General features: G+C 59.0%; 23 protein-coding genes. 15 read left to right on the top strand and 8 right to left on the bottom strand.

The window, feature by feature from the left end:
- The first annotated feature begins 49 nt into the window (after nt 1–49).
- From F8N62_RS16225 to sthA, 7 genes are all read left to right on the top strand, one after another.
- On the top strand, nt 50–1513 hold the full coding sequence (locus F8N62_RS16225) for a glyceraldehyde-3-phosphate dehydrogenase (protein ID WP_150711626.1): 1464 nt from the start codon (nt 50–52) through the stop codon (nt 1511–1513).
- 525 nt (nt 1514–2038) lie between these two features.
- Complete coding sequence (locus F8N62_RS16220; protein WP_150711625.1) at nt 2039–3244, top strand: HlyD family efflux transporter periplasmic adaptor subunit; 1206 nt, start codon at nt 2039–2041, stop codon at nt 3242–3244.
- Nucleotides 3241–4485 carry a hypothetical protein gene (locus F8N62_RS16215; protein ID WP_150711624.1) on the top strand — a complete coding sequence of 415 codons (1245 nt, stop codon included), beginning with the start codon at nt 3241–3243 and terminating at the stop codon, nt 4483–4485. The genes F8N62_RS16220 and F8N62_RS16215 overlap by 4 nt, the downstream gene beginning before the upstream one ends.
- Nucleotide 4486: 1 nt before the next feature.
- Nucleotides 4487–6637, top strand: a complete 2151-nt coding sequence (locus F8N62_RS16210; RefSeq protein WP_150711623.1) for a glycosyltransferase family 2 protein — start codon at nt 4487–4489, stop codon at nt 6635–6637.
- A gap of 9 nt (nt 6638–6646) precedes the next feature.
- The gene (locus F8N62_RS16205; protein WP_150711622.1) at nt 6647–8086 is read left to right on the top strand and encodes an efflux transporter outer membrane subunit; all 1440 of its coding nucleotides are present in this window, start codon (nt 6647–6649) and stop codon (nt 8084–8086) included.
- Between the two features lie 268 nt (nt 8087–8354).
- Nucleotides 8355–9299 (top strand): FAD:protein FMN transferase, encoded by a 945-nt coding sequence (locus tag F8N62_RS16195; RefSeq protein ID WP_224791377.1) that lies wholly within the window; start codon nt 8355–8357, stop codon nt 9297–9299.
- Nucleotides 9300–9506: 207 nt separating this feature from the next.
- Complete coding sequence (gene sthA / locus F8N62_RS16190) at nt 9507–10901, top strand: Si-specific NAD(P)(+) transhydrogenase (RefSeq protein ID WP_150711620.1); 1395 nt, start codon at nt 9507–9509, stop codon at nt 10899–10901.
- Between the two features lie 42 nt (nt 10902–10943).
- On the opposite strand, the gene F8N62_RS16185 is transcribed toward sthA, so the two are convergent.
- Together F8N62_RS16185 and F8N62_RS16180 are read right to left on the bottom strand one after the other, a co-directional pair.
- The gene (locus F8N62_RS16185; RefSeq protein ID WP_150711619.1) at nt 10944–11666 is read right to left on the bottom strand and encodes a glycerophosphodiester phosphodiesterase; all 723 of its coding nucleotides are present in this window, start codon (nt 11664–11666) and stop codon (nt 10944–10946) included.
- 14 nt (nt 11667–11680) lie between these two features.
- Nucleotides 11681–12259, bottom strand: a complete 579-nt coding sequence (locus tag F8N62_RS16180; RefSeq protein ID WP_150711618.1) for a PilZ domain-containing protein — start codon at nt 12257–12259, stop codon at nt 11681–11683.
- A gap of 94 nt (nt 12260–12353) precedes the next feature.
- Between F8N62_RS16180 and F8N62_RS16175 the strand changes: the two genes are divergently transcribed.
- From F8N62_RS16175 to F8N62_RS16165, 3 genes are all read left to right on the top strand, one after another.
- Nucleotides 12354–13604: a lipoprotein-releasing ABC transporter permease subunit gene (locus F8N62_RS16175; RefSeq protein ID WP_150711617.1), complete on the top strand. Its 1251-nt coding sequence runs from the start codon at nt 12354–12356 to the stop codon at nt 13602–13604.
- A 7-nt stretch (nt 13605–13611) separates the two neighbouring features.
- Nucleotides 13612–14295 (top strand): lipoprotein-releasing ABC transporter ATP-binding protein LolD, encoded by a 684-nt coding sequence (gene lolD, locus F8N62_RS16170; RefSeq protein WP_191632386.1) that lies wholly within the window; start codon nt 13612–13614, stop codon nt 14293–14295.
- 65 nt (nt 14296–14360) lie between these two features.
- Nucleotides 14361–15605, top strand: a complete 1245-nt coding sequence (locus F8N62_RS16165) for a lipoprotein-releasing ABC transporter permease subunit (RefSeq protein ID WP_150711615.1) — start codon at nt 14361–14363, stop codon at nt 15603–15605.
- Nucleotides 15606–15729: 124 nt separating this feature from the next.
- Here the strand turns inward: F8N62_RS16165 and F8N62_RS16160 are convergent, their stop codons facing one another.
- Together F8N62_RS16160 and F8N62_RS16155 are read right to left on the bottom strand one after the other, a co-directional pair.
- Nucleotides 15730–17079 (bottom strand): heavy metal sensor histidine kinase, encoded by a 1350-nt coding sequence (locus F8N62_RS16160; protein ID WP_150711614.1) that lies wholly within the window; start codon nt 17077–17079, stop codon nt 15730–15732.
- Complete coding sequence (locus F8N62_RS16155; RefSeq protein WP_150711613.1) at nt 17079–17759, bottom strand: heavy metal response regulator transcription factor; 681 nt, start codon at nt 17757–17759, stop codon at nt 17079–17081. Before F8N62_RS16155 ends, F8N62_RS16160 begins: the two co-directional genes overlap by 1 nt.
- Nucleotides 17760–17914: 155 nt before the next feature.
- Between F8N62_RS16155 and F8N62_RS16150 the strand changes: the two genes are divergently transcribed.
- A complete protein-coding gene (locus F8N62_RS16150; protein ID WP_150711612.1) occupies nt 17915–18436 on the top strand; it encodes a plastocyanin/azurin family copper-binding protein in 522 nt (173 codons plus the stop codon).
- Nucleotides 18437–18497: 61 nt separating this feature from the next.
- Complete coding sequence (gene queF, locus F8N62_RS16145; RefSeq protein WP_150711611.1) at nt 18498–19328, top strand: NADPH-dependent 7-cyano-7-deazaguanine reductase QueF; 831 nt, start codon at nt 18498–18500, stop codon at nt 19326–19328.
- Between the two features lie 155 nt (nt 19329–19483).
- Here queF and F8N62_RS16140 read toward each other — a convergent pair whose 3' ends face one another.
- Both F8N62_RS16140 and F8N62_RS16135 read right to left on the bottom strand, forming a co-directional pair.
- Nucleotides 19484–19747 (bottom strand): DUF4404 family protein, encoded by a 264-nt coding sequence (locus F8N62_RS16140; RefSeq protein WP_150711610.1) that lies wholly within the window; start codon nt 19745–19747, stop codon nt 19484–19486.
- A 109-nt stretch (nt 19748–19856) separates the two neighbouring features.
- Complete coding sequence (locus tag F8N62_RS16135; RefSeq protein ID WP_150711609.1) at nt 19857–20477, bottom strand: HAD family phosphatase; 621 nt, start codon at nt 20475–20477, stop codon at nt 19857–19859.
- A 200-nt stretch (nt 20478–20677) separates the two neighbouring features.
- Here F8N62_RS16135 and F8N62_RS16130 point away from each other — a divergent pair, with 200 nt between their 5' ends.
- Complete coding sequence (locus F8N62_RS16130) at nt 20678–21367, top strand: VacJ family lipoprotein (RefSeq protein ID WP_150711608.1); 690 nt, start codon at nt 20678–20680, stop codon at nt 21365–21367.
- Between the two features lie 61 nt (nt 21368–21428).
- On the opposite strand, the gene F8N62_RS16125 is transcribed toward F8N62_RS16130, so the two are convergent.
- On the bottom strand, nt 21429–21728 hold the full coding sequence (locus tag F8N62_RS16125; protein WP_150711607.1) for a PilZ domain-containing protein: 300 nt from the start codon (nt 21726–21728) through the stop codon (nt 21429–21431).
- Nucleotides 21729–22004: 276 nt separating this feature from the next.
- Between F8N62_RS16125 and rssB the strand changes: the two genes are divergently transcribed.
- Together rssB and rssC are read left to right on the top strand one after the other, a co-directional pair.
- Nucleotides 22005–23186, top strand: a complete 1182-nt coding sequence (gene rssB / locus F8N62_RS16120) for a two-component system response regulator RssB (protein ID WP_150711606.1) — start codon at nt 22005–22007, stop codon at nt 23184–23186.
- Nucleotides 23186–23668 carry an anti-sigma factor antagonist RssC gene (gene rssC, locus F8N62_RS16115; protein WP_007935262.1) on the top strand — a complete coding sequence of 161 codons (483 nt, stop codon included), beginning with the start codon at nt 23186–23188 and terminating at the stop codon, nt 23666–23668. Before rssB ends, rssC begins: the two co-directional genes overlap by 1 nt.
- 199 nt (nt 23669–23867) lie before the next feature.
- On the opposite strand, the gene tal is transcribed toward rssC, so the two are convergent.
- Nucleotides 23868–24794, bottom strand: coding sequence for a transaldolase (tal, locus tag F8N62_RS16110; protein ID WP_150711605.1), 927 nt, complete (start codon nt 24792–24794; stop codon nt 23868–23870).
- Nucleotides 24795–24873 lie beyond the last annotated feature (79 nt).

The raw sequence follows: 24873 nt of genomic DNA, 5'->3' as shown, positions 1-24873 counted from the left end.
TACGGGAGGCACTCGGCGGCATAATGTAGCCCCTTTTTTCTGCCCCTACATGTGGAAGGTTCCCGTGACTCAGAAGCCCGACCAGTGTCTTGGTGAATGGATCGACCGTGAAGCACTCGCAGAAGCGATGATTCCGCTTATCGGTCAGCTCTACCGCAATAACAACGTGGTGAGCTCGATCTATGGCCGCAGCCTGATCAACCAGTCTGTCATCGCGATTCTCAAAGCTCACCGCTTTGCTCGCCATCGTTCTTCCGACGATACCGAACTCTCCGTCCACGAAACATTCCCTCTGCTTAAAGCCATGAGCGAGCTCAAGCTCGGCGCGGCTTCGGTGGACCTGGGCAAGTTGGCGTACAAATTCCGCGTCGAAGGCAATGGCCGCACTGCCGAGCAGTTCGTCCGTGAAGAAATGGCTGACGTGGTTGGCCAGCAAAACGCCTCCGCTCGCAAAGGCACCGACGTTGTGCTGTACGGCTTCGGTCGTATCGGCCGTCTGCTGGCGCGCATCCTGGTTGAAAAAACCGGTGGCGGCGACGGTCTGCGTCTGCGTGCCATCGTTGTCCGCAAGGGCGCCGATAACGACCTGACCAAGCGCGCCAGCCTGCTGCGCCGCGATTCGGTACATGGTTCGTTCAACGGCACCATTACCATCGACGAAGAAAACAACACCATCACCGCCAACGGCAACCTGATCCAGGTTATCTACGCGAAAAACCCGACTGAAGTGGATTACACCCAGTACGGCATCAAAGACGCGCTGCTGGTGGACAATACCGGTGTATGGCGTGACGCCGACGGTCTGGGCCAGCATCTGGCCTGCCCGGGCATCGACCGCGTTGTTCTGACCGCGCCAGGCAAAGGCAAGCTGAAGAACATCGTCCACGGCATTAACCACGGCGAAATCACCGCTGAGGACAAGATTGTTTCGGCCGCGTCCTGCACCACCAACGCCATCGTGCCGGTGCTGAAAGCGGTCAACGACAAGTTCGGCATCATCAACGGTCACGTTGAAACGGTTCACTCGTACACCAACGACCAGAACCTGATCGACAACTTCCACAAAGGCGATCGCCGTGGCCGTAGCGCCGCGTTGAACATGGTGATCACCGAGACCGGTGCTGCCACCGCGGCTGCCAAGGCTTTGCCTGAACTGGCCGGCAAGCTGACCGGTAACGCGATCCGCGTTCCGACGCCAAACGTGTCGATGGCCATTCTCAACCTGAACCTTGAGAAAGCCGCTACCCGTGAAGAGATAAACGAGTACCTGCGCTACATGGCGCTGCACTCCGATCTGCATAAGCAAATCGACTACGTCAATTCGCAGGAAGTGGTGTCCACTGACTTCGTTGGCTCGCGCCACGCCGGTGTTGTCGATGCTGAAGCAACCATCACCCAGGATAACCGCGTTGTGCTGTACGTCTGGTACGACAACGAGTTCGGTTACAGCTGCCAGGTGGTTCGCGTAATGGAAGACATGGCCGGTGTAAACCCGCCAGCGTTCCCGCGCTAAGCATCAGCGGCACATGAAAACGCCCCGACTTTGTCGGGGCGTTTTTGTTTGCGCAACGCTTATATCTTTTTAATCTGACCAACTATGTCTACAGAATTATCTCGTTCTCAGTGCAAAGTTCATTTGTAGGTAAAAAATAAAAACTATTAATAAAATTAATGGGTTGTCGGTGTTTTGGATTTTAAAATCTACAGCGCATCCCATTTAATGCGCGTTACCTATTTGACGCCATTTAAATGTTTAAGACTGATGCTTGACACCTACGGGCACTGTATCTAGTGTCGCCAATGACAGCGCCCGCTCTGCCTTGGGCTCGTTACCTGATATTTACTGCGCAACATAGCAACTCTCCAAAAAGACAGGAACCTCATTCCTGCTCACATCACAATAAAACCACATAAACAGCGTCGGCTTAGTTGCCGTCCATAGAAGTCTTTGTGTCTCGCTCACCCTGCCAAAAGTGTCTTGCAGTCACGGCCTGCTATTGCCTGACTTTACGCGGTTGGTTTATCGGGAGAGTCGAACATGGCGCAAGAACGTTCACGGTTATTGTCATTGTTGCCGCGTCTGGTCGGTTTGGGCGTGCTCGGGTTTATTGTCTGGCTCTTGTTGTCGACGTTACTGATGCCGCTGGTGTCGGCGTCTGCCACGCGGGCGATTCTGAATGCGCCGGTGATATTGCTGACGACACCGATCGACGGTGTCGTGAGTGCATTGGAAGTCAAACCGGGCGCGACGTTTATCCAGGGTCAGAAAATCGCTGTTGTCGAGAACCCGCGTGCAAATCAGGAAACGTTGCTGACGCTGCAAACACGGCGACTCACCCTTGAACAACAGTTGTCATCGTCGGCCAGCCAGGCCGAGCATGATCAGCAGTATTACGAGGCGCTGGAGAAAACCAGTCAGCAGTATCAAACCGCGTTTCATACCCGCCAACTGTTCACCCAAAAAGCCCTGAAAGCCGAAAGCAGCGCCGCCAGTGCGCGCTTGTTGGATGCCCAGGAAACCGTCGAACGCAACCTCGAGTTGTTCGTGCAAGGCGCGGTGAGTGGCGCGGTGGTCGCTTCCTCCAAGGCTCAGTTGGCTTCCTTGCAAGGCGCGGCGGAATCGGTGCGCTCGCAATTGCGGATCAATGATGGTGACGTCAGTGCCGCCAACAAACAGGTTTACCTCGACCCCGATCAACTGCGCATGTTCGACCTCAGTGCGCAAATGACCACACTGAAACTCAGCCTGGAGAATCAGGCGCGCAATCGGGCGACCTATCAACTGGAACTCGACAACCTCAACCAACTGATCGAAACCGAACAGGGACGCATGAAGTTGATGGCCGGTTACGACGTCGTTGCCTATTCGCCGGGCACCGTTCAGGAACTGCTGGCGCCACAGGGCACGCTGGTGCAGGCCGGATCGACTTTGCTGCGCGCCACCGACTGCGGGCAGAGCTACGTGATCGCGGTGTTTCCAGAACGCATGGCCAGCAAGATCGATCGCGACAGCGTGCTCACGGTGAAAATCCGTGGTCTCGATCAGCCGCTCAAGGCCAGCGTGGTGCAACTGTTGTCCAGCGCTTCGGATATTCGCGCCAACACTTACAGCGTGCCGTTTCCGTATGCCGAGCAGAATTCCGTGTATGTGGTCGGCACCTTTGCCGCAGACCTGACTGATAGCCAGCGCGCCATGACCTGCAATCCGGGGCTGTGGGCCAGTGCCGAGGTGTCTCGACCATGAACGGATTTTTGCGAGGGATGATCGCAGTGATGCTGATCAGCAGTGGGGCGACCGCGGTTGCGGCTCAAGCGAGGCCGCAACTCGCGGCAATGACCTGCGCAGCCCTGGATCGGGCAGTGTCATCGCAGCCGGCCGGCCCGGTGCTAGTGGCCAGTTATCCGCCGCTTCACGGTCAACCTGCGCCGATTCTGGCCTTGCGCGGCGTGGCGTTTACGTATGACAACGCGCTGGCAAGCATTGCGCTGTTCGCCTGTGGCAAAGCCGATTCGGCGCGACGCATCGCAGACGCCTTGGTGTTTGCCACGCGCCACGATCCCGAATATCAGGACGGTCGCTTGCGCAATGCCTACGCGGCGGGCCCGGTCGGTGCGCCGTCGATAAAACTGCCCGGTTACTGGAGTACTGAGCGCAATGCCTGGAACCAGGACGCCTACCAGGTCAGCAGTGCCACCGGCAATCAGGCGTGGGCGGCATTGGCCTTGCTTGAGGCTTTTCGTCAAAGCGGTGAGGCGTCTTACCTTGAGGCGGCAAGAAAAGTCCTTCACTGGTCGCAGAAAAATACCTACGACGGCCAATCACCGGCCGGCTTCAGTGGTGGCTATTACGGCTACTTTTCCCAGCAGGTCCAGCAGAACTGGAAGTCCACGGAGCATAACGTCGACCTCGCCGCGGCGTGGTCGGCACTCGACGCGGTAGCGCCGGATCAGGACTCGGTGCAGCAAGCCCGGATCGCCCGGCAATTCGTTACCAGTCAATGGGATGCCGGGGAAGGGCGGTTTCTGATCGGCACCGGGGCCGATGGCCAGACGTCCGATCGCGTGCGCTCGGGACTGGACGCACAGATCTGGCCGCTGATTGCCCTGCAGGACCCGCCCAAGGATTGGCGGCGAGTGTTCGCCTTCATCGATCACGCTCACCGTGCGGGCGATGGCTACGGTTTCAACCGCGATCCCGATGGCCTGTGGACCGAAGGCACCGCGCAGGCGGCTGCCGTCGCGCAGTTAAACGGCCTGAGTGACAAGGCGCGACCACTGTGGAGCGTGTTGCTCGCTCAGGAGGCGGGCGATGGCTGGCTGTTTGCGACACCGTCACCACGCATCAGTACCGGGCTGGCGATCGGACCGGATTCCGTCACCAACGATTTCTTCTATTACCACCTGCCTCACTTGGGCGCCACGGCGTGGGCGGCGATTGCGGCTACTGGCGTCAATCCCTTTACCGGTTCGACAGAGGCTGACTGACATGCAGGCACTCGACTCGTTGCAACTGCTGCAAATCAACTTCTGGACGCTGGCGATGGTGATTCTGTTCACCTGCCTGACCCACCGCGATCAATGGGCCGCGCGCGCCGGGTTTGGTGCCGTCACCGCGTTGTTGCTGGTCAACTACGCGGTGTGGCGGATTCGCGACACGTTGCCCGACGACCATTCCGGGTTTGCCACGGTCTGGGCCTACGCCTTCCTGTTTTTCGAAATGCTGGCGATTGGGTACACGTTGTTTTCCATCGTCGTCATGCTCTGTCGTTCGGATCACAGCAAGGACGCCGACGCGGGTGAGCGTCGGTTGCGCGCTCTAGGCGTGAGCGCACCGTCGGTGGATATCTTCATCGCCACGTACAACGAAGGCCTGGAGATCCTCGAAAAAACCATCATTGCCGCGCAGGCCATCGATTACCCCAACTTCACCATTTGGGTGCTCGACGATACGCGGCGCGACTGGTTGCGCGATTATTGCGCCGAGGTTGGCGTGCAATACGCGCGGCGCCCGGACAACTCACACGCCAAGGCCGGCAACCTGAACAACGGTTTGCGGCAGTCGGCGACCCTCAGTAACGCGCCGTATATTCTGGTGCTCGACGCCGACTTCGCGCCGCAGCAACCGATCCTGATGCGCACCCTGGGCCTGTTCGACGATCCGAAAGTCGGCCTGGTACAGACGCCGCAGTTCTACTACAACCCCGATCCGATTCAACACAACCTCGGCACCTCCGCCTGTTGGGTGGATGAGCAGCGGGTATTTTTCGACGTGTTTCAACCGGCGAAGGATGGCTGGGATGCAGCGTTCTGCGTCGGCACGTCCTTCGTGGTGCGTCGTGATTTGATCAACGAAATCGGCGGGTTTCCTACAGGCTCGGTTTGTGAAGACATCTACACCACTTATCGATTGCTGCAAAAAGGCTACGTCACCCGCTGGCTGAATGAGCGTCTGTCGATTGGTTTGTCGGCGGAGGGCTTGACCGAGTACATCAACCAGCGCGGACGCTGGTGCCTGGGTACTATCCAGGTCGCGCTGCTCAAGGACGGACCGTTGCGCGGTGGCGGTTACACGCTCAACGACCGGTTGCACTATATCCACGGGCTGATGCACTGGTTTTCCAAGCCATTCATTCTGATGATGCTGGTGTCGCCGGTGCTGTATTGGTACTTCGGCATTGCCGGGTTCTACGCCAATCCAGTGGACTTCCTCGCGTTCGGCATGCCGGCGTTGATTGCGTTCTGGGGTTACGGAACCTGGGTCACGGATCGGCGCACCTTGCCGATTTTCACCGAAGTCACGCAGATCGTTGCTTCGCTCGCCGTCACGGCCACTATTGCCAGCGCCATGATCCGTCCGTTTGGGCGACCGTTCAAAGTTACCGCCAAGGGGCTCGACCGGACGAAGACGATGGTGCATTGGAAGCTGTTCGGGTTCTTTTTTGCCCTGACCCTGTTCTCGCAGATAGGCGCCTACATCGCCATCAGCACGGCGGCTGCGTTTGACGGCAACATGCTGTTTAACCTCTGCTGGACAGTGGTGGCGCTGGTCTACAACCTGGCGACACTGGTGGCGTGTGTCGACCGCCCACGGTTGCATGGCGAAGAGCGCTTCCCGTTCGACAAACCCACCGGTTTGCGTTTTGGCGGCAAAGTCCTCCCCGGTCGGCTGGTGGATATTTCCCTCAGCGGCGCGTCGCTGCATTGCGCATTCGCGTCTTCGATCAAGCCGGGGCTGTGTGGCGAAATGTGGATCGACAAGCTCGGGTGGCTGGGCGTTGAGGTCATGCGCAATCACGGTGATGACCAGTTGGGCCTGCGCTTTGTCGAGCTCGATGAAACGCTGCGCCGACAGCTGATCGCACGGCTGTTCAGTGACGCGACGATCAATGTCGTCAGCAAGGCTGAACCGGCGCTGGCGTTCGGCACTTTGCTGCGTCGGGCGTTGCTCGGAGAAAAACGTCGTACGCCGCGGTTGCCCACGCCCATCAGATCATCGTCCTACCTGCCGCTGCCACGCTGGCGGCCGGTCAGTGTTCGTTCTCATAAACAGGTTCTGCCGCCCATCAGTGTCGGCCGCTCGGGCCTGTGGGCAATGCTTCTTTCCCCCTTGCGAGCTTTGCTCGGCCAACGTTTTTAGGTGCGCGCCATGAACAGTTGCTTATCGACCTCGTGTTTCATGTCTTTGCTGCTGCTCGGCGGATGCTCGCTGGAACCGACCTACGAGAAACCTGACGCACCGATTGATCAACAGTGGCCGGCCAACACGGCGGGGGAGTGTTGCGTCGGCAAGCAGGCGTTCGACAAGGATTGGCGTGGTTTTGTGGTCGATGACCGACTGCGCCAGCTGATCGACCTCTCCTTGGCCAATAACCGCAGCCTTAGACAATTCGCGGCCAGCGTCGAAGAGGCGCGGGCCGGGTACGACAGTGCGCGGTCAGGGCTTTTTCCTACGATCGGCATCGACACCTACGCCGGACGCAGCAAGTTACCGCCACTGGTACGAACGCCGAATGGCGGTGACAGCTCTGGCAGCATTGCCAACACTTTTCAGGCGACGGGCGGGTTTACGTCCTACGAGCTGGATCTGTTCGGTCGTATCCGCAGCCAGCGCAATGCCGCCGGGGCGCGTTTCGAAGCGTCCGAGGCGGATTATCAAACGGCGCGGCTGGCGCTGATCGGCGAGGTGGCCAGCACCTGGTTGAGCCTTAAGGCCAATCAGCATTTGCTCGACCTCGCGCAGAACACCTATCAGTCCCAGGACCGCTACGGGCAACTGCTGCGCAAGAGTTTCAACCTTGGTTCCAGCGCGCGGATCGACGTGCACCAGGCGGATGCGCAAACCAACACGGCGGCGGTGCAGGTCAATACCTATCGCATGGAAGTGGCGCAGAACATTAACGCATTGCGGGTGCTGGTCGGGCAGCCGGTGCCGGTGAGCTTGCTGCCGACCGGTGCGCTGGGCGAACAGTTGGCGACGCTGGATGTGCCGGCCGGTTTGCCTTCGTCGCTGGTCGAACGACGCCCGGACATCATGTCGGCGGAAGCTTCGCTGCGCGCGGCCAATGCCGATATCGGCGCGGCGCGGACTGCGTATTTCCCGACCTTTTCCCTGACCGGTGCGCTGGGCAGCCTGACCGGGGATTTTTCCCGGTTGCTCAGCGGCCCGGCGGAATTCTGGTCGGTGGCGCTGGCGGGGACATTGCCCTTGATCGACGGCGGCGCGCGGCGGGCGCAAGTGGATGCCAGCCACGCGCGGTTCGACGGTCAGGCGGCGGCGTATGAAGCCACGGTGCAGAACGCTTTTCGCGAAGCCGCCGATGCGCTGAATGCGCGGCAGGAAATGCTCACGCAGGTGCAGTTCCAGAAAAAACTGGTGGGGGATTATCAGGAAGCGTATCGCCAGTCCCGCTTGCGTTTCGAAGCGGGACTGGACAGTTATTTTTCGACGATGGATGCGCAGCGCTCGTTGTTCGATGCGCAGCAGAAATGGGCGCAACTGGAGTTGGCGCGAGAAATCAATCAGGTGACGTTGTACAAGGCGCTGGGTGGGGGGTGGAGTGGGGCGTTGAAGGTGGCTGAGCGTTGAATGTGAGGTGATCTTTCGAGCCTTCTGACTATATGCGCAACCGGTGGTTTTTTCTGTAGGAGCTGCCGAAGGCTGCGATCTTTTGATCCAGTTGTTGAAAATCAAAAGATCGCAGCCTTCGGCAGCTCCTACAGGGGTGATGCATAATGGCGAGCCTTTGGCGGTGTGCCATGGGATTGTTCTGGGGAGGCAGGTTTTGTCGCACGAGTGGAAGTTCTGGTTCCTGGGCCTGATCACCGCGTTGTCTGGCTGCGGTAGCAGCGATTCCATGGAAAGCATCAGCGGCCCTACCATGGGCAGCACTTGGTCGGTCAAGTACCTGCGCCACGCCGATCTTCCAGCCCCGACCGAAGTCCGCATCGAAGTCGAGAAAATCCTCGCTGAAGTCGATCAGCAAATGTCGACCTACCGCAGCGACTCCGACATCGAACGCTTCAACGATCTTCCAGCCAATCGCTGTCAGAAAATGCCCGAGCCGGTTCTCGAATTGGTCCGCGTTGGCGAACAGCTGTCAGTGCAAAGCGAAGGCTCCTTCGACCTGACGGTAGAACCGTTGCTCAATCTCTGGGGCTTCGGCCCGCAGGCCCGCGAGGAAAAAGTCCCGAACCCTGAAGCGTTGGCCGAAGTGCGACAGCGGGTCGGGCACGCGCATTTGCGCATCGAAGGCGATCGGTTGTGCAAGGACGCCGCCGTTGAAGTTGACTTCAACAGCATCGCAGCGGGTTATGCCGTCGACAGGATTGCCGCAAAACTCGAGGCAATGGGCATTCAGAATTACCTCGCCGAGGCCACGGGTGAACTTAAGGCGTCGGGCAGAAAGCTTGACGGTTCACCTTGGCGTGTCGCCCTCGAAGAACCTCGGGACGATCAGCAGGTGGCGCAAAGAATCCTCGCGGTCGATGGCTACGGCGTGTCCACGTCCGGCGACTACCGCAACTATTTTCAACAGGGCGGTCGGCGTTATTCCCACACCTTCGATGCCCGCACCGGTGCACCGGTCTTACACACACTGGCGTCCGTCACGGTGATTCATCCTTCGGCGTTGATGGCCGATGGCCTATCGACGCTGTTGCTGATTCTCGGGCCTGAACGGGGTTGGGACTATGCCGAAACACACGGCATCGGTGCATTCTTTGTGATTCGTGCCGATACAGGTTTCGTCATACGCACCAATCAGGCTTTTGAACGCCTCAGTGGCGGCAAAACCGAATGATTGCGGCGATTTGCGCATGGAAGGCTGGCGATGTAGCGCAGGCAAAACTAGCCTACGACGCGACCAAGGGTTAATGTGCCCGGCGTTGACGCTTCTATAGACTGTGTCCGGGTTCTGCACTGGCCCCAAATTGTTCCTTCACGCCGCAGATCGGCGTGATTTAGCCGCAGGTGCCGAGGGTGCCGCGGCCTGTTCTGAGGAGTACGCATGGCTGTCTACAACTACGACGTGGTGGTGCTGGGTTCCGGCCCGGCGGGAGAAGGCGCGGCAATGAACGCCGCCAAAGCAGGGCGCAAGGTGGCGATGGTCGACAGTCGTCGCCAGGTCGGCGGCAACTGCACCCACCTGGGTACCATCCCGTCCAAGGCACTGCGTCACTCGGTCCGGCAAATCATGCAGTTCAACACCAACCCGATGTTCCGGGCCATTGGTGAGCCACGCTGGTTCTCGTTCCCGGACGTGCTGAAAAGCGCCGAGAAAGTCATTTCCAAACAAGTGGCTTCGCGCACCGGCTACTACGCCCGTAACCGCGTCGACGTGTTCTTCGGCACCGGCAGCTTCGCCGACGAGCAAACCATCGAGGTGGTCTGCGCCAACGGCGTGGTCGAAAAACTGGTGGCCAAGCACATCATCATCGCCACCGGCTCGCGTCCTTATCGCCCGGCCGACATCGATTTCCATCACCCGCGCATCTACGATAGCGACACCATCCTCAGCCTCGGCCACACCCCGCGCAAACTGATCGTTTACGGCGCCGGCGTGATCGGCTGCGAATACGCGTCGATCTTCAGTGGTCTGGGCGTGCTGGTTGAACTGGTGGACAACCGCGGTCAGTTGCTGAGCTTCCTCGACTCGGAAATTTCCCAGGCCCTGAGCTACCACTTCAGCAACAACAACATCACGGTGCGTCACAACGAAGACTACGACCGCGTCGAAGGCGTGGACAACGGCGTGATCCTGCACCTCAAGTCCGGCAAGAAGATCAAGGCCGACGCTTTGCTCTGGTGCAACGGCCGGACCGGCAACACCGATCAGCTGGGTCTGGAAAACATTGGCGTCAAGGTCAACAGCCGTGGCCAGATCGAAGTCGACGAAAATTACCGCACCGGCATCCAGAACATCTACGGTGCCGGCGACGTGATTGGTTGGCCGAGTCTGGCCAGTGCCGCGCACGACCAGGGCCGTTCGGCGGCGGGCAGCATTGTCGACAATGGCAGCTGGCGCTTCGTCAACGACGTGCCGACCGGCATCTACACCATTCCGGAAATCAGTTCGATCGGCAAGAACGAGCAAGAGTTGACTCAGGCCAAGGTGCCCTACGAAGTGGGCAAGGCGTTCTTCAAGGGCATGGCGCGTGCACAGATCGCCGGCGAGCCTCAGGGCATGCTGAAGATCCTGTTCCACCGCGAGACGCTGGAAGTGCTAGGCGTTCACTGTTTCGGTTATCAGGCGTCGGAGATCGTCCACATCGGTCAGGCGATCATGAGCCAGCCGGGCGAACTGAACACGCTGAAGTACTTCGTCAACACCACGTTCAACTACCCGACCATGGCCGAAGCCTATCGGGTCGCCGCGTACGACGGCCTCAACCGGCTTTTTTGAGCGGCTCCGGCCGGTGGCCTGAGCCGGCCGGGGAGACCGATTTCAGCAATTCTCGAGCGTGGCAGTGGCCAAACCGGGAAAGTCTGTAATCAGGCTGTCAACGCCGAAGTCGGCGAGTCTGCGCATTAGCGCGGGCTCGTTGACGGTCCACACCGACACATGCAGCCCCTGACGCTGAGCTTTTTGCAGGCGTTCCGGGGTACACAGGGTCCAGTTCAACGCGAGCATTTCACAGCCGTAGCTTTGCGCGACCTTTAGCGGGTCGAGCCAGGCGTACTCGGCCACCAGTCCGCGGGACACGTCCGGCACCAGGTCCAGTGCGGCTTTCAACACTTCGCGCGAACTCGAGGTGATGGTGACCTTGTCGAGCATGCCGAATCGCTGAGCCATTTCACGAATCGCCAGTACCGTGGTCGCTGCGCGAGTGCGCGAAGCGCTTTTGACTTCAAGCTGCCAGTGCTCGAACTCACATTTTTCGAACAACTCTTCCAGCGTCGGAATCGGGCACGGCTTGATCCAGCCCGGGCCACCTTTGCGTGCGTCATAGGTCACCAGATCGGCCGCCGAGTGCTCGACCACCTTGCCGCGCCGGTCAGTGGTGCGCTTGAGCGTCGGGTCATGAATGACCATCAACTCGTTGTCCTTCGACAGATGCAGGTCCAGTTCGCAACGGCGCACGCCGTGCTTGAGGCATTCCTGAAAGCTGGTCAGGGTGTTTTCCGGTGCTTCGCCCTTGGCGCCGCGATGGCCGTAGATGAGGGTCACGGTTCTTCCTTAAATTAAATGCCTGATTCGTTTTCGCGGGCCAGACGTCGTTCCTGGGCCTGCTTCTGCAAAATGTAGCGCGCCAGCAATTGGCGCTGGGCATCGGTCGGGCGTACAAACTCGGTGCCGACGTCGTAACCGTCGCCCTTGCGGTCGCAATGCGTGACGCGCGCCCGTAGCAACAGGCCGAGGGCCTGCGGCATCAACACCAGTTTCACCGACAGGTGCGTGCCTGCGGCGACAGGAGCCGGATGCTGAAACTCAATGCCACCTTCGGAGATGATCACCGGTTGCGGCTCGCCGATCTGCCCGAGCACGGTGATGGCGATCACCTGGCTGAGCAGGTCGATGCGTTTGTTCTGGGATTTCAGGAACGCGGCGAGGTTGCGGTCGCGCTCGCTGATCTGTCGCAGCAAGTGCTGTGATTCGAATTCGCTCAGGTGCAATTCGCTGAGCAGGTTGAAGAGCGGGGAAGCATCCTGCAACACTTCCTGGCCTGCGGCTTCGGGAGCAGACAGGGGCCGAATTTCCAGTGCGATCGTGTCCTCGATACGGTAGTATTCGCGGCGATCTTCTTCATCTAATGTCGACATGGCGAACCCATGGTAGCGGCGGTGGTCTGAGTGTAAAGCTGGTTACCGACCCCCGCCACAAGGACGTTCCTTTTCCCTCCGAACAAGCCCCGACATGTTCAGACCTCTCTTCGTATTTATTGGCACGCGTTATACCCGTGCAAAGCGTCGCAATCATTTTGTGTCGTTCATTTCCCTGACTTCAATGATCGGTCTCGCCCTCGGCGTGATCGTGATGATCGTGGTGCTGTCGGTCATGAACGGCTTTGATCACGAGATGCGCACCCGCGTGCTGGGCATGGTGCCCCACGCAACCATCGAATCCGGTGAACCGATCAGCGACTGGCAAGGCCTGGCCGCCAAGGTCAAGCAAAACCCTCAGGTCACGGCAGTGGCGCCGTTTACCCAGATGCAGGGTTTGCTGACCAACAATGGCAAAGTCTCCAAAGTGCTGCTGAATGCCATCGACCCGGCGCTGGAACGGCAGGTGTCGATCATTGACCAGTTCATGCTGCAGGGCAGACTCGACGACCTCGCGCCCGGCAGTTTCGGCATCGTCATTGGCGACAAGGCGGCGGCCAAGCTCGGCGCGGCCATCGGCGACAAGCTGACGTTTGTCGCGCCGGAAGTCACCGTGACCCCGGCCGGGATGTTCCCGCGCATGAAGCGCTTTACCGTGGTCGGCATTTTCCATGTCGGCGCCGGTGAGATCGACGGCTACCTGGGCGTGACCAACCTGCAGGACCTGGCGAAGCTGCACCGCTGGAAACCCGATCAGGTGCAGGGCATCCGCCTGAAATTCGACGACCTGTTCCAGGCGCCGCGCGTTGCGTGGAACATCGCCCAGCAGCTCGGCGAAGACCATTTCTACGCCCGTGACTGGACCCGCACCCACGGCAATCTGTACCAGGCGATCCGCATGGAAAAAGCCATGATCGGTTTGCTGTTGCTGCTGATCGTCGCGGTCGCCGCGTTCAATATCATTTCCACCCTGGTGATGGTGGTGAACGACAAAAAGGGCGACATCGCGATTTTGCGCACCCTTGGCGCCACGCCGGGAACGATCATGGCTATCTTCATGGTGCAGGGCACGGTCATTGGTGTGGTCGGTACGTTGATCGGCGCAGTGGTCGGGATCTTTGCCGCGCTGAACGTCAGCGCCGCGATTTCGGCCCTGGAAGGCTTGATCGGGCATAAATTCCTCAATGCCGACGTGTATTTCATCGATTACCTGCCGTCGCAAGTGCAGAGCCAGGATGTGTTGATGGTCTGCGCCGCCGCGTTGGTCCTGAGTTTCCTCGCCACCCTGTATCCAGCCTGGCGTGCCGCGCGCACCCAGCCTGCGGAGGCGCTACGTTATGAGTGAGTCGGGCATGAGTGATAAAGCAATCTTGAGCTGCCGCAACCTGGGCAAATCCTACGAGGAAGGCCCGGAATCGGTAGAGGTTCTGGCCGGTCTGCAACTGGAGTTGCATCCGGGTGAGCGCGTGGCGATTGTCGGCACCTCGGGTTCGGGAAAAAGTACTTTGCTCAACCTGCTGGGCGGCCTCGATACGCCGACCAAGGGCAGCGTCTGGCTCGACGGCGAAGAATTGTCGGCACTGAGTGAGAAGAATCGCGGACTGTTGCGTAACCGTTCCCTCGGCTTCGTGTACCAATTCCACCACTTGCTGCCGGAATTTACCGCGCTGGAAAACGTCTGCATGCCGCTGTTGATCGGCAGGACCGCGATCCCGGAAGCGCGTCAGCGTGCGACGGCGTTGCTGGAGCGGGTAGGGTTGGGGCATCGCCTGGAACATAAACCTTCGGAATTGTCCGGCGGCGAACGCCAGCGCGTGGCCATCGCCCGCGCGTTGGTGAACAAGCCAGGGCTGGTAATGCTCGATGAGCCGACCGGTAACCTCGATTCTCACACCGCCCAAGGCATTCAGGATTTGATGCTGGAACTCAGCACCTCGATGCGCACCGCTTTTCTAGTGGTGACTCACGACATGAACCTGGCTCGCCAGATGGATCGCGTCCTGCATTTGCAGGAAGGTTGCCTGACGCCTATCTGATTGCTCGAAACCCGATGTACTGAACGGTACGTCGGGTCTTTTATTTTTATACGGTGCCCCAGCGAATGTTCAGACCGTTATCGATCTTTATCGGCATGCGCTATACCCGCGCCAAACGCCGCAATCGCTTTGTTTCCTTCATCTCGATGACCTCGATGATCGGCCTCGCCCTGGGCGTGCTGGCGATGATCGTGGTGTTGTCGGTGATGAACGGGTTCCAGCGCGAAATGAGCTCGCGCATCCTCGGCATGGTGCCGCACGCGACCATCGTCGGCGTCAATCCGATTGATGATTGGCAGCCTGTGGCCGCCGCTGCGATGAAAAATCCGCAAGTGACTGCCGCGGTGCCGTTCACCGAGATGGAAGGCATGCTCTCCTATAAAGGCACGATGCAGCCGATTCAGGTCAGCGGCGTCGACCCGGCGTTGGAAGGCAAGGTGTCGATTGTCGCCCAGCACATTGTTCAGGGACGCCTCGATGCCTTGAAACCGGGCGAGTTCGGCGTGGTGATTGGTGAAATCACGGCGCGGCGTTTCCGATTGAATGTCGGCGATAAAATCACCTTGATCGTGCCGGAAGTCAGCACCGCGCCGGGCGGGATTACCCCGCGCATGCAGCGGCTGAACGTGGTGGGTGTGTTCAAGGTGGGCGCTGAGCTCGACGGTTCGATGGCGCTGATCCACGTCGCGGATGCCGCGCAGATGCAGCATTGGCAACCGAATCAGGTGCAGAGTGTGCGGCTGGCGGTGAAGGATTTGTACGCGGCGCCGATGGTTTCAAACGCCATTGCTGGCGGTTTGGGCGCGGCTTACAAGGCTGACGACTGGACTCACACCCAGGGCAGTCTGTTTAGTGCAATGAAGATGGAAAAAACCATGATTGGCCTGCTATTGCTGATGATCGTTGCGGTGGCGGCGTTCAACATCATCGCGACCCTGATCATGGTGGTGAACGACAAGGGCGCGGACATCGCCATCCTGCGCACCATCGGCGCCACGCCACGCCAGATCATGGCGATCTTCATGGTTCAGGGCACTGTGATCGGGGTGGTTGGCACCTTGATCGGTGGCGTGTTGGGTGTGATTGCCGCGCTGAACGTCAGTGAGCTGGTGGGTTGGGTCGAGCGGGTGAGTGGGCAGCACATCTTCAGTTCCGATGTGTATTTCGTCAGCAACCTGCCTTCGCAATTGCAGGGTGCGGATGTGTTGCTGATCTGCTCGGCGGGGTTTGTATTGAGCTTCCTCGCCACGGTTTACCCGGCGTGGCGGGCGGCGAAGATCGAGCCGGCTCACGCACTTAGATATTCGTAATCCGGTACACCGCTATCGCTGGCAAGCCAGCTCCCACAGGGTTTCGAGTCGTTCACAACAATGTGATTCAACTCGGTCACTGTGGGAGCCGAGCTTGCTCGCGATGAGGCCAGTCCTGCTGACCTCAATCCCCTTTGGGCAACTCAATCACAAACCGCGTCCACCCATTCTCCGATTCACACCGAATCTGCCCGCCATGGGCGCGAATGATTGACTGGGTAATCGCCAATCCCAACCCCGCATGCTCACTGCTGCCTTCCTGCCGCGCCGGATCCGCCCGATAAAACCGGTCAAACAATCTCGGCAGCAATGCTTTGTCGATACCCTGGCCGCTGTTCTCGACCATCACACTCACACCTTTTGCCAGATCGATAATTCGTACCCGAACTTCGCCCTGCGCGGGAGTGAACCGCAACGCGTTATCCAGCAGATTGGAAAGCGCCCGGCGCAACATGCTCCGGTCACCCTCCATGCGCGCATGACCGTCACGGCTCAATGTCACCTGCGCGTCCTCGGCCAGTGGCGCAAAAAACTCCAGCAACACATCCGCTTCCTGCGCCAGTTCCAGCGGTTCTCGCTTGGGTACCAACAAGCCATGATCAGCCTTGGCCAGGTACAACATGTCGTTGACCAGTTGCGCCATCCATTGCAGTTCTTCGAGGTTGCTGTGCAGCGCTTCGCGGTAATCCTCGATGGGGCGTGGGCGGGTGAGGGTGACCTGAGTGTGGGTCAACAGGTTCGACAGTGGCGTGCGCAGTTCATGGGCAATGTCGGCGGAAAACGCCGAGAGCCGCTGAAAAGAGTCGTCGAGGCGTCCGAGCATGGCGTTGAAGTGGTGGGCCATTTCCGCAAGTTCTGACGGCATATGCTCTTCGGGCAGACGAGCATTGAGCGATTGCGCCGATACACCGCGGGCGACTGCACTCATGCGTCGCAATGGGCGCAAGCCGCTGCGCGCCGCCCAAGCGCCGAGCAACGCTGTGGCCAGGGCTGATAAACCGACGGTCAGCCAGATCAAATGCTGCATGCGCTGCAGGAAATGTTGGTGATGGGTGATGTCTAGCAGCAGGGTCAATTGTGGTGAATCCGGCGCATCGACAAACAGCGGCGCAGTCAGGACGCGGTAGTCGGTGCCGTTGTCGTTGATGGTCGATAAGCCCGGTGTTTTCGGGAGACCGTCGGGCAAGCGTGCAGAACTGTCGTACCAACGCTTGCCGTCGCTCCCGGTAATTCGCACCGATAGATCAGCCTGTCGACTCAGTTCATCCGCCAATCTGATTTCACTGTCACTTGATTGAATATCGCTAAGCGCCCGGCGCAAACCAATCAGCTTGCCGTCCAGCAATTGCTGATCCAGTTCAACAAAATGCGCCTCGCTGGCTCGACTGAACAACACCCCGGCGAACAACGACACCACCGCCGTGCAGGCGGCAAACAGCAGCGCCAGACGGCTGCTCAAGGACAGTCGACGCATCAGGCCGGGCGCTCTTCGAGAACGTAACCCATGCCGCGCACGGTATGGATCAACTTGTCAGGAAATTCATCGTCGATTTTCAGGCGTAAACGACGGATGGCGACTTCGATGACATTAGTGTCGCTGTCGAAATTCATGTCCCAGACCTGGGAAGCGATCAGCGATTTGGGTAGCACTTCGCCCTGGCGGCGCAGGAGCATTTCCAGCAGGGCGAACTCCTTGGCGGTCAGGTCGATGCGCTGACCATTGCGCTCGACCCGTCGGCGGATCAGATCGAGGCGCAAGTCCGCCAGTTGCAGGCTGGTTTCCTGCGGTGCGACGCTGCCCCGGCGCAACAGGCTGCGGACACGGGCCAGCAACTCGGAGAAGGCAAACGGTTTGACCAGGTAATCGTCGGCGCCGAGTTCCAGGCCATGAACCCGGTCTTCCACTGCGTCTCGCGCCGTCAGAAAAAGTACCGGTGTGTCGAGGCCGGCGCCACGCACGGCTTGCAGAATTTGCCAGCCATCGCGACCGGGCAGCATCACATCGAGGATCAGCAACGCGTAATCCCCACTCAGCGCCAGTTGCTGACCGGTGCTGCCGTCGGCCACCAGCTCGGTGTTGAACCCGGCCTCGGCCAGCCCCTGGCGCAGGTAATGGCCGGTTTTCGGTTGGTCTTCAACGATCAGCAGTTTCATGGGCGACTCTGGTCAAGTGGAACCCACGCTTTATACCGTGGGCGGCGTCGGCACAGGCCAACCTGACAAAGTTGTAATCTGGCCGTCAGGTTGCGGGCAGTGGCAGCAGTTTAAAGTTTTTTACACGCTGAACCTTACCTTGTTGGAGTACGACTATGTTTTTGCGCAAACCCCTGATGCTGGCTGCGTGCTTGCTGGCGCTGAGCGCTCCGGTGTGGGCTTCGCCGGCGCACACTTACGACTTCGGGCAACCGGCCCCGGCTGCCAAGGCTACTCGCAGCGTGGAAGTGGTGATGGGCGACATGACGTTTACCCCGAAGGCCATCGATATCAAGGCCGGTGAGACGGTTCGTTTTGTGCTGGTGAATAAGGGCCAGTTGCTGCACGAATTCAACCTCGGTGACGCGGCGATGCATGCCAGGCATCAGCAGGAAATGATGAAGATGCAGCAAAGCGGCATGCTCACCCCTACTGGGATGAAGGAAATGGACCACGGCTCAATGACCGGCATGGATCACGTGATGAAGCACGACGACCCCAATAGCGTACTGATTGAGCCGGGCAAAACCGCCGAGCTGACCTGGACCTTCACCAAGGCCACCAACCTGGAATTTGCCTGCAATATTCCCGGTCACTATCAGGCCGGCATGGTCGGCAAGTTGACTGTCAGTCAGTAAGCACTCTAAGGCGGGAACAAAGGCTGGTAGAATCGGCTGATTCTTCAGTCAGGTTTCCGCCATGCATCCCGCAGCCGAACACTCGCCGCTGGGCAAATCCAGCGAATATATCGCCACCTACACACCATCCTTGCTGTTCCCGATCCCGCGCACGGCGAAATGGGCCGAGCTGGGCCTGACGGCTGACACCCTGCCGTACAAGGGGGTGGATTTCTGGAATTGCTTCGAACTGTCGTGGCTGTTGCCGTCGGGCAAGCCGGTGGTGGCGATCGGCGAATTCAGCATCCCGGCGGATTCGCCGAACATCATCGAATCCAAGTCGTTCAAGCTGTACCTGAACTCGCTGAATCAGACGCCATTTGCCGACGCCGCGAGCCTTGAAGCGACCCTGGTGAAAGACCTGTCCGCCGCCGCCGGGAAACCCGTGGGTGTGCGCATCCGCAGCCTGAAAGATGTCGAGGCTGAAGGCGTTGTGGCGCTGCCGGGGGTGTGCATCGACGAGCTGGACATCAGCGTCAGCAATTACGAGCATCCGCGTCCGGAGCTGCTGCGTTGCGATGATTCGCGCATTGTCGAAGAGAGCGTGCACAGCCATCTGCTCAAATCCAACTGCCCGGTGACCAGTCAGCCAGACTGGGGCAGCGTGGCGGTGGAGTACCGTGGTGCGGCGCTGGATCACGCGAGTCTGCTGGAATACATCGTCAGCTTCCGGCAGCACTCGGACTTCCATGAACAGTGTGTAGAGCGGATCTTCCTGGATCTGCAACGGTTGCTGAAGCCGGAGAAACTGACGGTGTATGCGCGCTATGTGCGTCGTGGCGGATTGGATATCAACCCGTATCGCAGCACTGAGGAATTGCAACTGCCGAACCACCGCCTGGTCCGCCAGTAAACCCATTGTGGGAGCGAGCCTGCTCGCGAAGGGTCATCACATTCAACATCAATGGTGACTGACAATTCGCCTTCGCGAGCAGGCTCGCTCCCACAGGGATTGCGTTATGAAAAAGCCCCGCTATCGCTAGCAGGGCTTTTTTGCATCCGCAGGATTTAAATCCCCATATTGCCCAGCGCCTGCACGATGTTGCGCAAGGTGCCGGCCAGGGTCGGGTGCTCAATCTCGAAGCGCTCGACGGCCAGGTTCACATTGTCGGAGAGGCTGGAGTCCTGGGTTTTGGTTTCCAGCTCAAGCTCCAGTTCGATCTGCTGCATCAGCACGCGCAGATCTTCACGTTCCACTTCGGTCAACGGTGGATTCTGTTCCAATTGCTCGCGCAGAGTGTTGAGCTGTTGTTGCAGTTCGCGGGCAGGCATGGCGTTCTTCCTTTTATCGATAGGCACTGGCATAGACCGCAGCGGCACGCCAAAGGTCTATGGCTGACCTTTAGATTAATCCACTCGTGCGCAACCTGCATGATCTCTGTCAGGGCTTTTCGCCCTTGAGGCGACGCAGGCTGATGTCGGCCAGGCAAGTATCGAGGTCGCCGAGGTGATCGATGACCGAGTGCACGCCGAGGCCGAACAGTTGCACGGTGGCTTTGCCGCGCAAGTGCTCGCGTTCCTTTTGGCTCAAGGCTTGCCATGCGCTGGGGGCCAGGCCGCAGAGCGAGCCGCAGGAAGCCAGCCCAATCGTCCACAGGCCGGCGTTCAAGCCTGACTGCAGCAATCGCGGTTCGCCGCTGACCAGTACGCAGCCATCCAACTGCCCAACATTCAAGGCCATCAAGGCTTGCCAGCAAGCATTCGGTGCCGGCCAGGGATTGTTTGTTGCGGAGTGTTGCGAGGGTTTGATCCATTCCGGCAGGACAGCGGCCAGGTTATGGCTGAGGGCAGGTGAGAGTTCGTCGAGCCAGGCACAGGGGATCTGTTGGCGCTGCAAGCTGTGCAAACTGTCGAGGGCCCCCGGCGTGAACTCGGCGTGCTCGGCAGAGGGCGCGCCATGCTGACGCGTGCGGGCGCCGAAATCCACCAGGCAACCGCTGAGGCCGAACAGGACGGCGGTCAGGTTCGGTGCTGCGAGGGGCAACGCTTCGGCGTGCGGCATATGAACATCCCTGAAATAGCGACAAGGCTATGGGTCACCGGTGACAGTTGAGTGACAGCGGCTTGAATCGCTCGCGGTCATGGCGAATCATCCGTAGGCCATCACGCACGATGCTGCCTAAAGCGGCGATTCCGTCTTATACTAGCGAGCTTGATGCCCGGGCCAAGCTGCCCGCGCCAGTACCAACCAAGGAGTTTTTTATGCGCTGGAGCAATCATCTAGCTCAGCTGTGTGTGTGCGCCAGTGCCTTACTGGTTCCGTTCGTTGCCCAGGCAGCCACGGAAGATGACCCTTGGGAAAGCATCAACCGCCCGATTTACAAGTTCAACGATGTGATCGACACCTATGCGCTGAAACCTCTGGCGCAGGGCTACCAGTTCGTGACGCCGCAGTTTCTTGAAGACGGCATCCACAACATGTTCCGCAACGTCGGTGATGTCACCAACCTTGCCAACAACGTCTTGCAGGCCAAACCGGCCGCGGCTGGTGTCGACACCGCACGCCTGATCTTCAACACCACGTTTGGCGTGCTGGGCTTCTTCGACGTGGGCACGAAAATGGGTCTGAATCGTAGCGATGAAGACTTCGGTCAAACGCTGGGTTATTGGGGTGTAGGAAGTGGTCCGTACGTAATGCTGCCACTTCTGGGGCCAAGCACGCTGCGTGATGCACCCGCCAAGTATGTCGATGGCTACACCGGCCCTTACCGCTACATCCACGACGTGCCAGTGCGTAATTCGATTTTCGGCCTGAACATTGTCGACACTCGCGCCAGCCTGCTGTCGGCCGAAAAGCTGATCAATGGCGACAAGTACATCTTTATCCGCAACGCGTACTTGCAAAACCGCGAATTCAAAGTCAAGGACGGCCAGGTCGAAGACGATTTTTGATCTTCACCGTTAAAACGAAGAAGGCGGCCCATTGGCCGCCTTCTTTGGTGTTGGATTGCGGTTATTTGATTTTCAAGATTGTAAGGCCGAGTTTCTGACTGGCGCCGTCCTGCTGTTTGACCCACACCACTTCGGTATCGGCTTCAAGGCCCTTGAGTGCGGCATGCTCGGAATCTATTCTCACGCTTATACGGTCGCCGACGTTGAACAAACGCGGTGCCTCGACCTGCATGCCGCTGCTGGAAAGGTCGATGCAGACGGCTGCAACCTCGTCTCCCTGATGAATCAGCGCGACATCGGCATCGACCCGCATGCGGATGAAATCGCGCTTTTCGCTGTAGTCCCGATCGGTTTGACTCATGGGCTTCATCCTTCCATTGGGTTACGGTTTTGCCTGTTCTTATAACTCCCGGTGATTTAGCAAGTAAAGACGTCAGGCGACCATCGGCGTGAGCTTGAAACGCCCCGCGGATGGGAGTACCGTCTGCGCCTTAGAAGGGCACCTCTGATGTGCCTGCCAGTAGGGCTAATGCTCGAAAGCGGTGCGACAGAGAGGCTAGAAAGCGAATCCAGTAGTGAGCGCGGGGGCAATTGCCCAGCCTGCTACGCCAACCTAATTCTGGCGCCGTTTGCCCACATGCCAAAAACCAGTGCCACGCTGCTGATAATCGATGATGACGAAGTAGTGCGCGCGAGCCTCGCCGCCTATTTGGACGACAGTGGTTTCAGCGTCTTGCAGGCCAGCAATGGCCAGCAGGGTCTTCAGGTATTCGAGCAAGACAAGCCCGACTTGGTCATCTGCGATCTGCGCATGCCGCAGATGGGCGGACTCGAACTTATCCGTCAGGTCACCGAGCTATCGCCACAAACCCCGGTCATCGTGGTGTCCGGCGCCGGTGTGATGAACGACGCGGTCGAGGCCTTGCGCCTGGGCGCGGCGGATTACCTGATCAAGCCTCTCGAAGATCTGGCCGTGCTCGAGCACTCTGTGCGCCGGGCCCTGGATCGCGCGCGTCTGCTGCTGGAGAACCAGCGCTACCGCGAGAAGCTGGAAAGGGCTAACCGCGAGCTCGAAGCCAGCCTGAACCTGCTCCAGGAAGACCAGAATGCCGGTCGCCAGGTGCAGATGAACATGTTGCCGGTCAGTCCGTGGACCATCGACGAGTTCCAGTTTGCTCACCAGATCATCCCGTCGCTGTACCTGTCGGGTGATTTCGTCGACTACTTTCGGGTCGACGAGCGTCGGGTAGCGTTTTACCTGGCGGACGTTTCCGGTCATGGCGCTTCTTCAGCCTTCGTCACCGTGCTGCTGAAATTCATGACCACGCGCTTGTTGTTCGAATCCAAGCGCAACGGCACTCTGCCGGAATTCAAGCCATCAGAGGTCCTTGGTCATATCAACCGGGGCCTGATCAGTTGTAAGCTGGGTAAACACGTCACAATGGTCGGTGGAGTCATCGACGAGGAGACAGGTTTGTTGACCTATAGCATCGGTGGTCATTTGCCGTTGCCTGTGTTGTACACGCCAGACAGTGTTCGTTATCTGGAAGGGCGTGGGCTGCCGGTGGGCCTCTTCAATGAAGCCACCTACGAAGACCACGTGATGGAGCTGCCGCCGACATTCAGCCTGACGCTGATGTCCGATGGCATTCTGGACCTTTTGCCAGAGCCTACACTCAAAGAAAAAGAAGCGGCTTTGCCCCAGCGGGTCAAGGCAGCGGGCGGCACCCTGGATGGGTTGCGGCAGGTTTTTGGATTGGCCACGCTAGGGGAGATGCCGGATGATATCGCCCTGTTGGTGTTGAGCAGGAATCTTTAATGAGTACCGGTAGAATCCAGTTCGCCGAGCAGGACGGCACCTTCGTCCTGAAGTTCGTCGGTGAAGTTCGCCTGACCCTGTGTTCGGCGTTGGATGCGACTATTGAGCGGATCTTCACGGCGTTGAACTTCAACGCGATCGTGATTGACCTGACCGAAACCCGCAGCATCGACAGCACCACCCTTGGCCTGCTGGCCAAACTGTCGATCCTGTCGCGGCAGAAGGTCGGCCTGCTGCCAACCGTCGTCACCACCCACGAAGACATTACCCGTCTGTTGCAGTCCATGGGCTTCGAACAGGTGTTCAATATCGTGGATCGCCCGATCCCGTGCCCTGAATGCCTGACTGACCTGCCAGACCAGGATCAGTCCGAAGAAGTGGTGCGGATCAAGGTGCTTGAAGCGCACAAAATCCTGATGGGCCTCAACGATTCCAATCGTGAAGCGTTTCATGATTTGGTGAATGCGCTGGAGCGCCATTGATCCTCTGAAACTGACGGCGCCTGTCCGGGCGCCTTCGCGAGCAGACTCGCTCCCACCGTAGTTCCGAGTTGAATGCCTCACCCAGATCACCTATGGGAGCGAGCCTGCTCGCGAAGGCTGCATAACAACACCCAAATTCAAAGCGAAAAAAAGGGCGAACCCACCAAGGTTCGCCCTTTTCGTATCAAGCTGAGCTAGATCAGAGCTTGGCCTGCAACAGCGCCTCCAGCTTCTCCTGATCCCGGGCAAACTGGCGAATGCCCTCTGCCAGTTTCTCGGTTGCCATTGCATCCTCGTTGGACAACCAGCGGAACTGCGCTTCATTCAAGCTCAGACGCGCCTCACCGGCATTCCCCGGCGCCAGTTTGCGCTCGAGTTTGCCAGTGTCCGCCGCCAGCTTATCAATCAAATCCGGACTGATGGTCAGACGGTCGCAACCGGCCAATTGCTCGATTTGATTCAGATTGCGGAAACTCGCACCCATGACCACGGTCTTGTAGTCATTGGCCTTGTAGTAATTGTAAATGCGCGTCACCGACTGCACGCCCGGGTCATCCGCACCGGTGTAGTCGTTGCCGTTGGCCTTCTTGTACCAATCGTAGATCCGACCCACGAAAGGCGAAATCAGGAACACACCCGCATCGGCACACGCCGCTGCCTGAGCAAACGAGAACAGCAGCGTCAGGTTGGTCTGGATACCTTCTTTTTCCAGGATTTCGGCAGCGCGGATACCTTCCCAGGTCGAAGCGATTTTGATCAGCACGCGGTCGCGGCCAATGCCGGCCTTATCGTACAGCTCGATCAGACGGTGCGCGCGCTTCAATACGGCGTCAGTGTCGAACGACAGGCGCGCATCCACTTCGGTGGAGATACGGCCGGGAATCACCTTCAGAATTTCTTGCCCTACCGCGACGCCAAATCGATCGCTGGCCAGGCCCACATCACCCTTGCAGTCGCTGACGCATGCATTCAGTAAATCTGCATAACCGGTGATGGCCGCTGCTTTAAGCAGCAGGGAAGGGTTGGTGGTAGCGTCCACCGGTTTGACGCGAGCGATTGCTTCGAAGTCGCCGGTATCGGCAACCACGGTAGTCATTTGTTTGAGTTGTTCCAGCTTGGAAGTCATGGGCGTGCTCTGTCCTGTGGGTCTAATGACATTACCCGAGCGCTGACAGCCACTCAAGGGCGTATGTACGTATCGAAGG

Source organism: Pseudomonas fluorescens, from assembly GCF_902497785.1.
Lineage (GTDB): Bacteria > Pseudomonadota > Gammaproteobacteria > Pseudomonadales > Pseudomonadaceae > Aquipseudomonas > Aquipseudomonas fluorescens_BO.
Note: the sequence above shows the minus strand (reverse complement) of the source record. Positions and strands in the feature narration are given on the sequence as shown.

Bases quoted from the DNA above. Each gene is read 5' to 3' on its own strand.
- F8N62_RS16150 (WP_150711612.1), top strand. From the start codon at position 17,915: ATGTTTTTGCGCAAACCCCTGATGCTGGCTGCGTGCTTGCTGGCGCTG.
- queF (WP_150711611.1), top strand. From the start codon at position 18,498: ATGCATCCCGCAGCCGAACACTCGCCGCTGGGCAAATCCAGCGAATAT.
- F8N62_RS16155 (WP_150711613.1), bottom strand. From the start codon at position 17,759: ATGAAACTGCTGATCGTTGAAGACCAACCGAAAACCGGCCATTACCTG.
- F8N62_RS16140 (WP_150711610.1), bottom strand. From the start codon at position 19,747: ATGCCTGCCCGCGAACTGCAACAACAGCTCAACACTCTGCGCGAGCAA.
- F8N62_RS16210 (WP_150711623.1), top strand. From the start codon at position 4,487: ATGCAGGCACTCGACTCGTTGCAACTGCTGCAAATCAACTTCTGGACG.
- F8N62_RS16205 (WP_150711622.1), top strand. From the start codon at position 6,647: ATGAACAGTTGCTTATCGACCTCGTGTTTCATGTCTTTGCTGCTGCTC.
- F8N62_RS16175 (WP_150711617.1), top strand. From the start codon at position 12,354: ATGTTCAGACCTCTCTTCGTATTTATTGGCACGCGTTATACCCGTGCA.
- rssB (WP_150711606.1), top strand. From the start codon at position 22,005: ATGCCAAAAACCAGTGCCACGCTGCTGATAATCGATGATGACGAAGTA.
- F8N62_RS16195 (WP_224791377.1), top strand. From the start codon at position 8,355: ATGGAAAGCATCAGCGGCCCTACCATGGGCAGCACTTGGTCGGTCAAG.
- F8N62_RS16125 (WP_150711607.1), bottom strand. From the start codon at position 21,728: ATGAGTCAAACCGATCGGGACTACAGCGAAAAGCGCGATTTCATCCGC.
- lolD (WP_191632386.1), top strand. From the start codon at position 13,612: ATGAGTGATAAAGCAATCTTGAGCTGCCGCAACCTGGGCAAATCCTAC.
- F8N62_RS16135 (WP_150711609.1), bottom strand. From the start codon at position 20,477: ATGCCGCACGCCGAAGCGTTGCCCCTCGCAGCACCGAACCTGACCGCC.
- F8N62_RS16220 (WP_150711625.1), top strand. From the start codon at position 2,039: ATGGCGCAAGAACGTTCACGGTTATTGTCATTGTTGCCGCGTCTGGTC.
- F8N62_RS16130 (WP_150711608.1), top strand. From the start codon at position 20,678: ATGCGCTGGAGCAATCATCTAGCTCAGCTGTGTGTGTGCGCCAGTGCC.
- F8N62_RS16160 (WP_150711614.1), bottom strand. From the start codon at position 17,079: ATGCGTCGACTGTCCTTGAGCAGCCGTCTGGCGCTGCTGTTTGCCGCC.
- sthA (WP_150711620.1), top strand. From the start codon at position 9,507: ATGGCTGTCTACAACTACGACGTGGTGGTGCTGGGTTCCGGCCCGGCG.
- F8N62_RS16165 (WP_150711615.1), top strand. From the start codon at position 14,361: ATGTTCAGACCGTTATCGATCTTTATCGGCATGCGCTATACCCGCGCC.
- F8N62_RS16180 (WP_150711618.1), bottom strand. From the start codon at position 12,259: ATGTCGACATTAGATGAAGAAGATCGCCGCGAATACTACCGTATCGAG.
- tal (WP_150711605.1), bottom strand. From the start codon at position 24,794: ATGACTTCCAAGCTGGAACAACTCAAACAAATGACTACCGTGGTTGCC.
- rssC (WP_007935262.1), top strand. From the start codon at position 23,186: ATGAGTACCGGTAGAATCCAGTTCGCCGAGCAGGACGGCACCTTCGTC.
- F8N62_RS16215 (WP_150711624.1), top strand. From the start codon at position 3,241: ATGAACGGATTTTTGCGAGGGATGATCGCAGTGATGCTGATCAGCAGT.
- F8N62_RS16225 (WP_150711626.1), top strand. From the start codon at position 50: ATGTGGAAGGTTCCCGTGACTCAGAAGCCCGACCAGTGTCTTGGTGAA.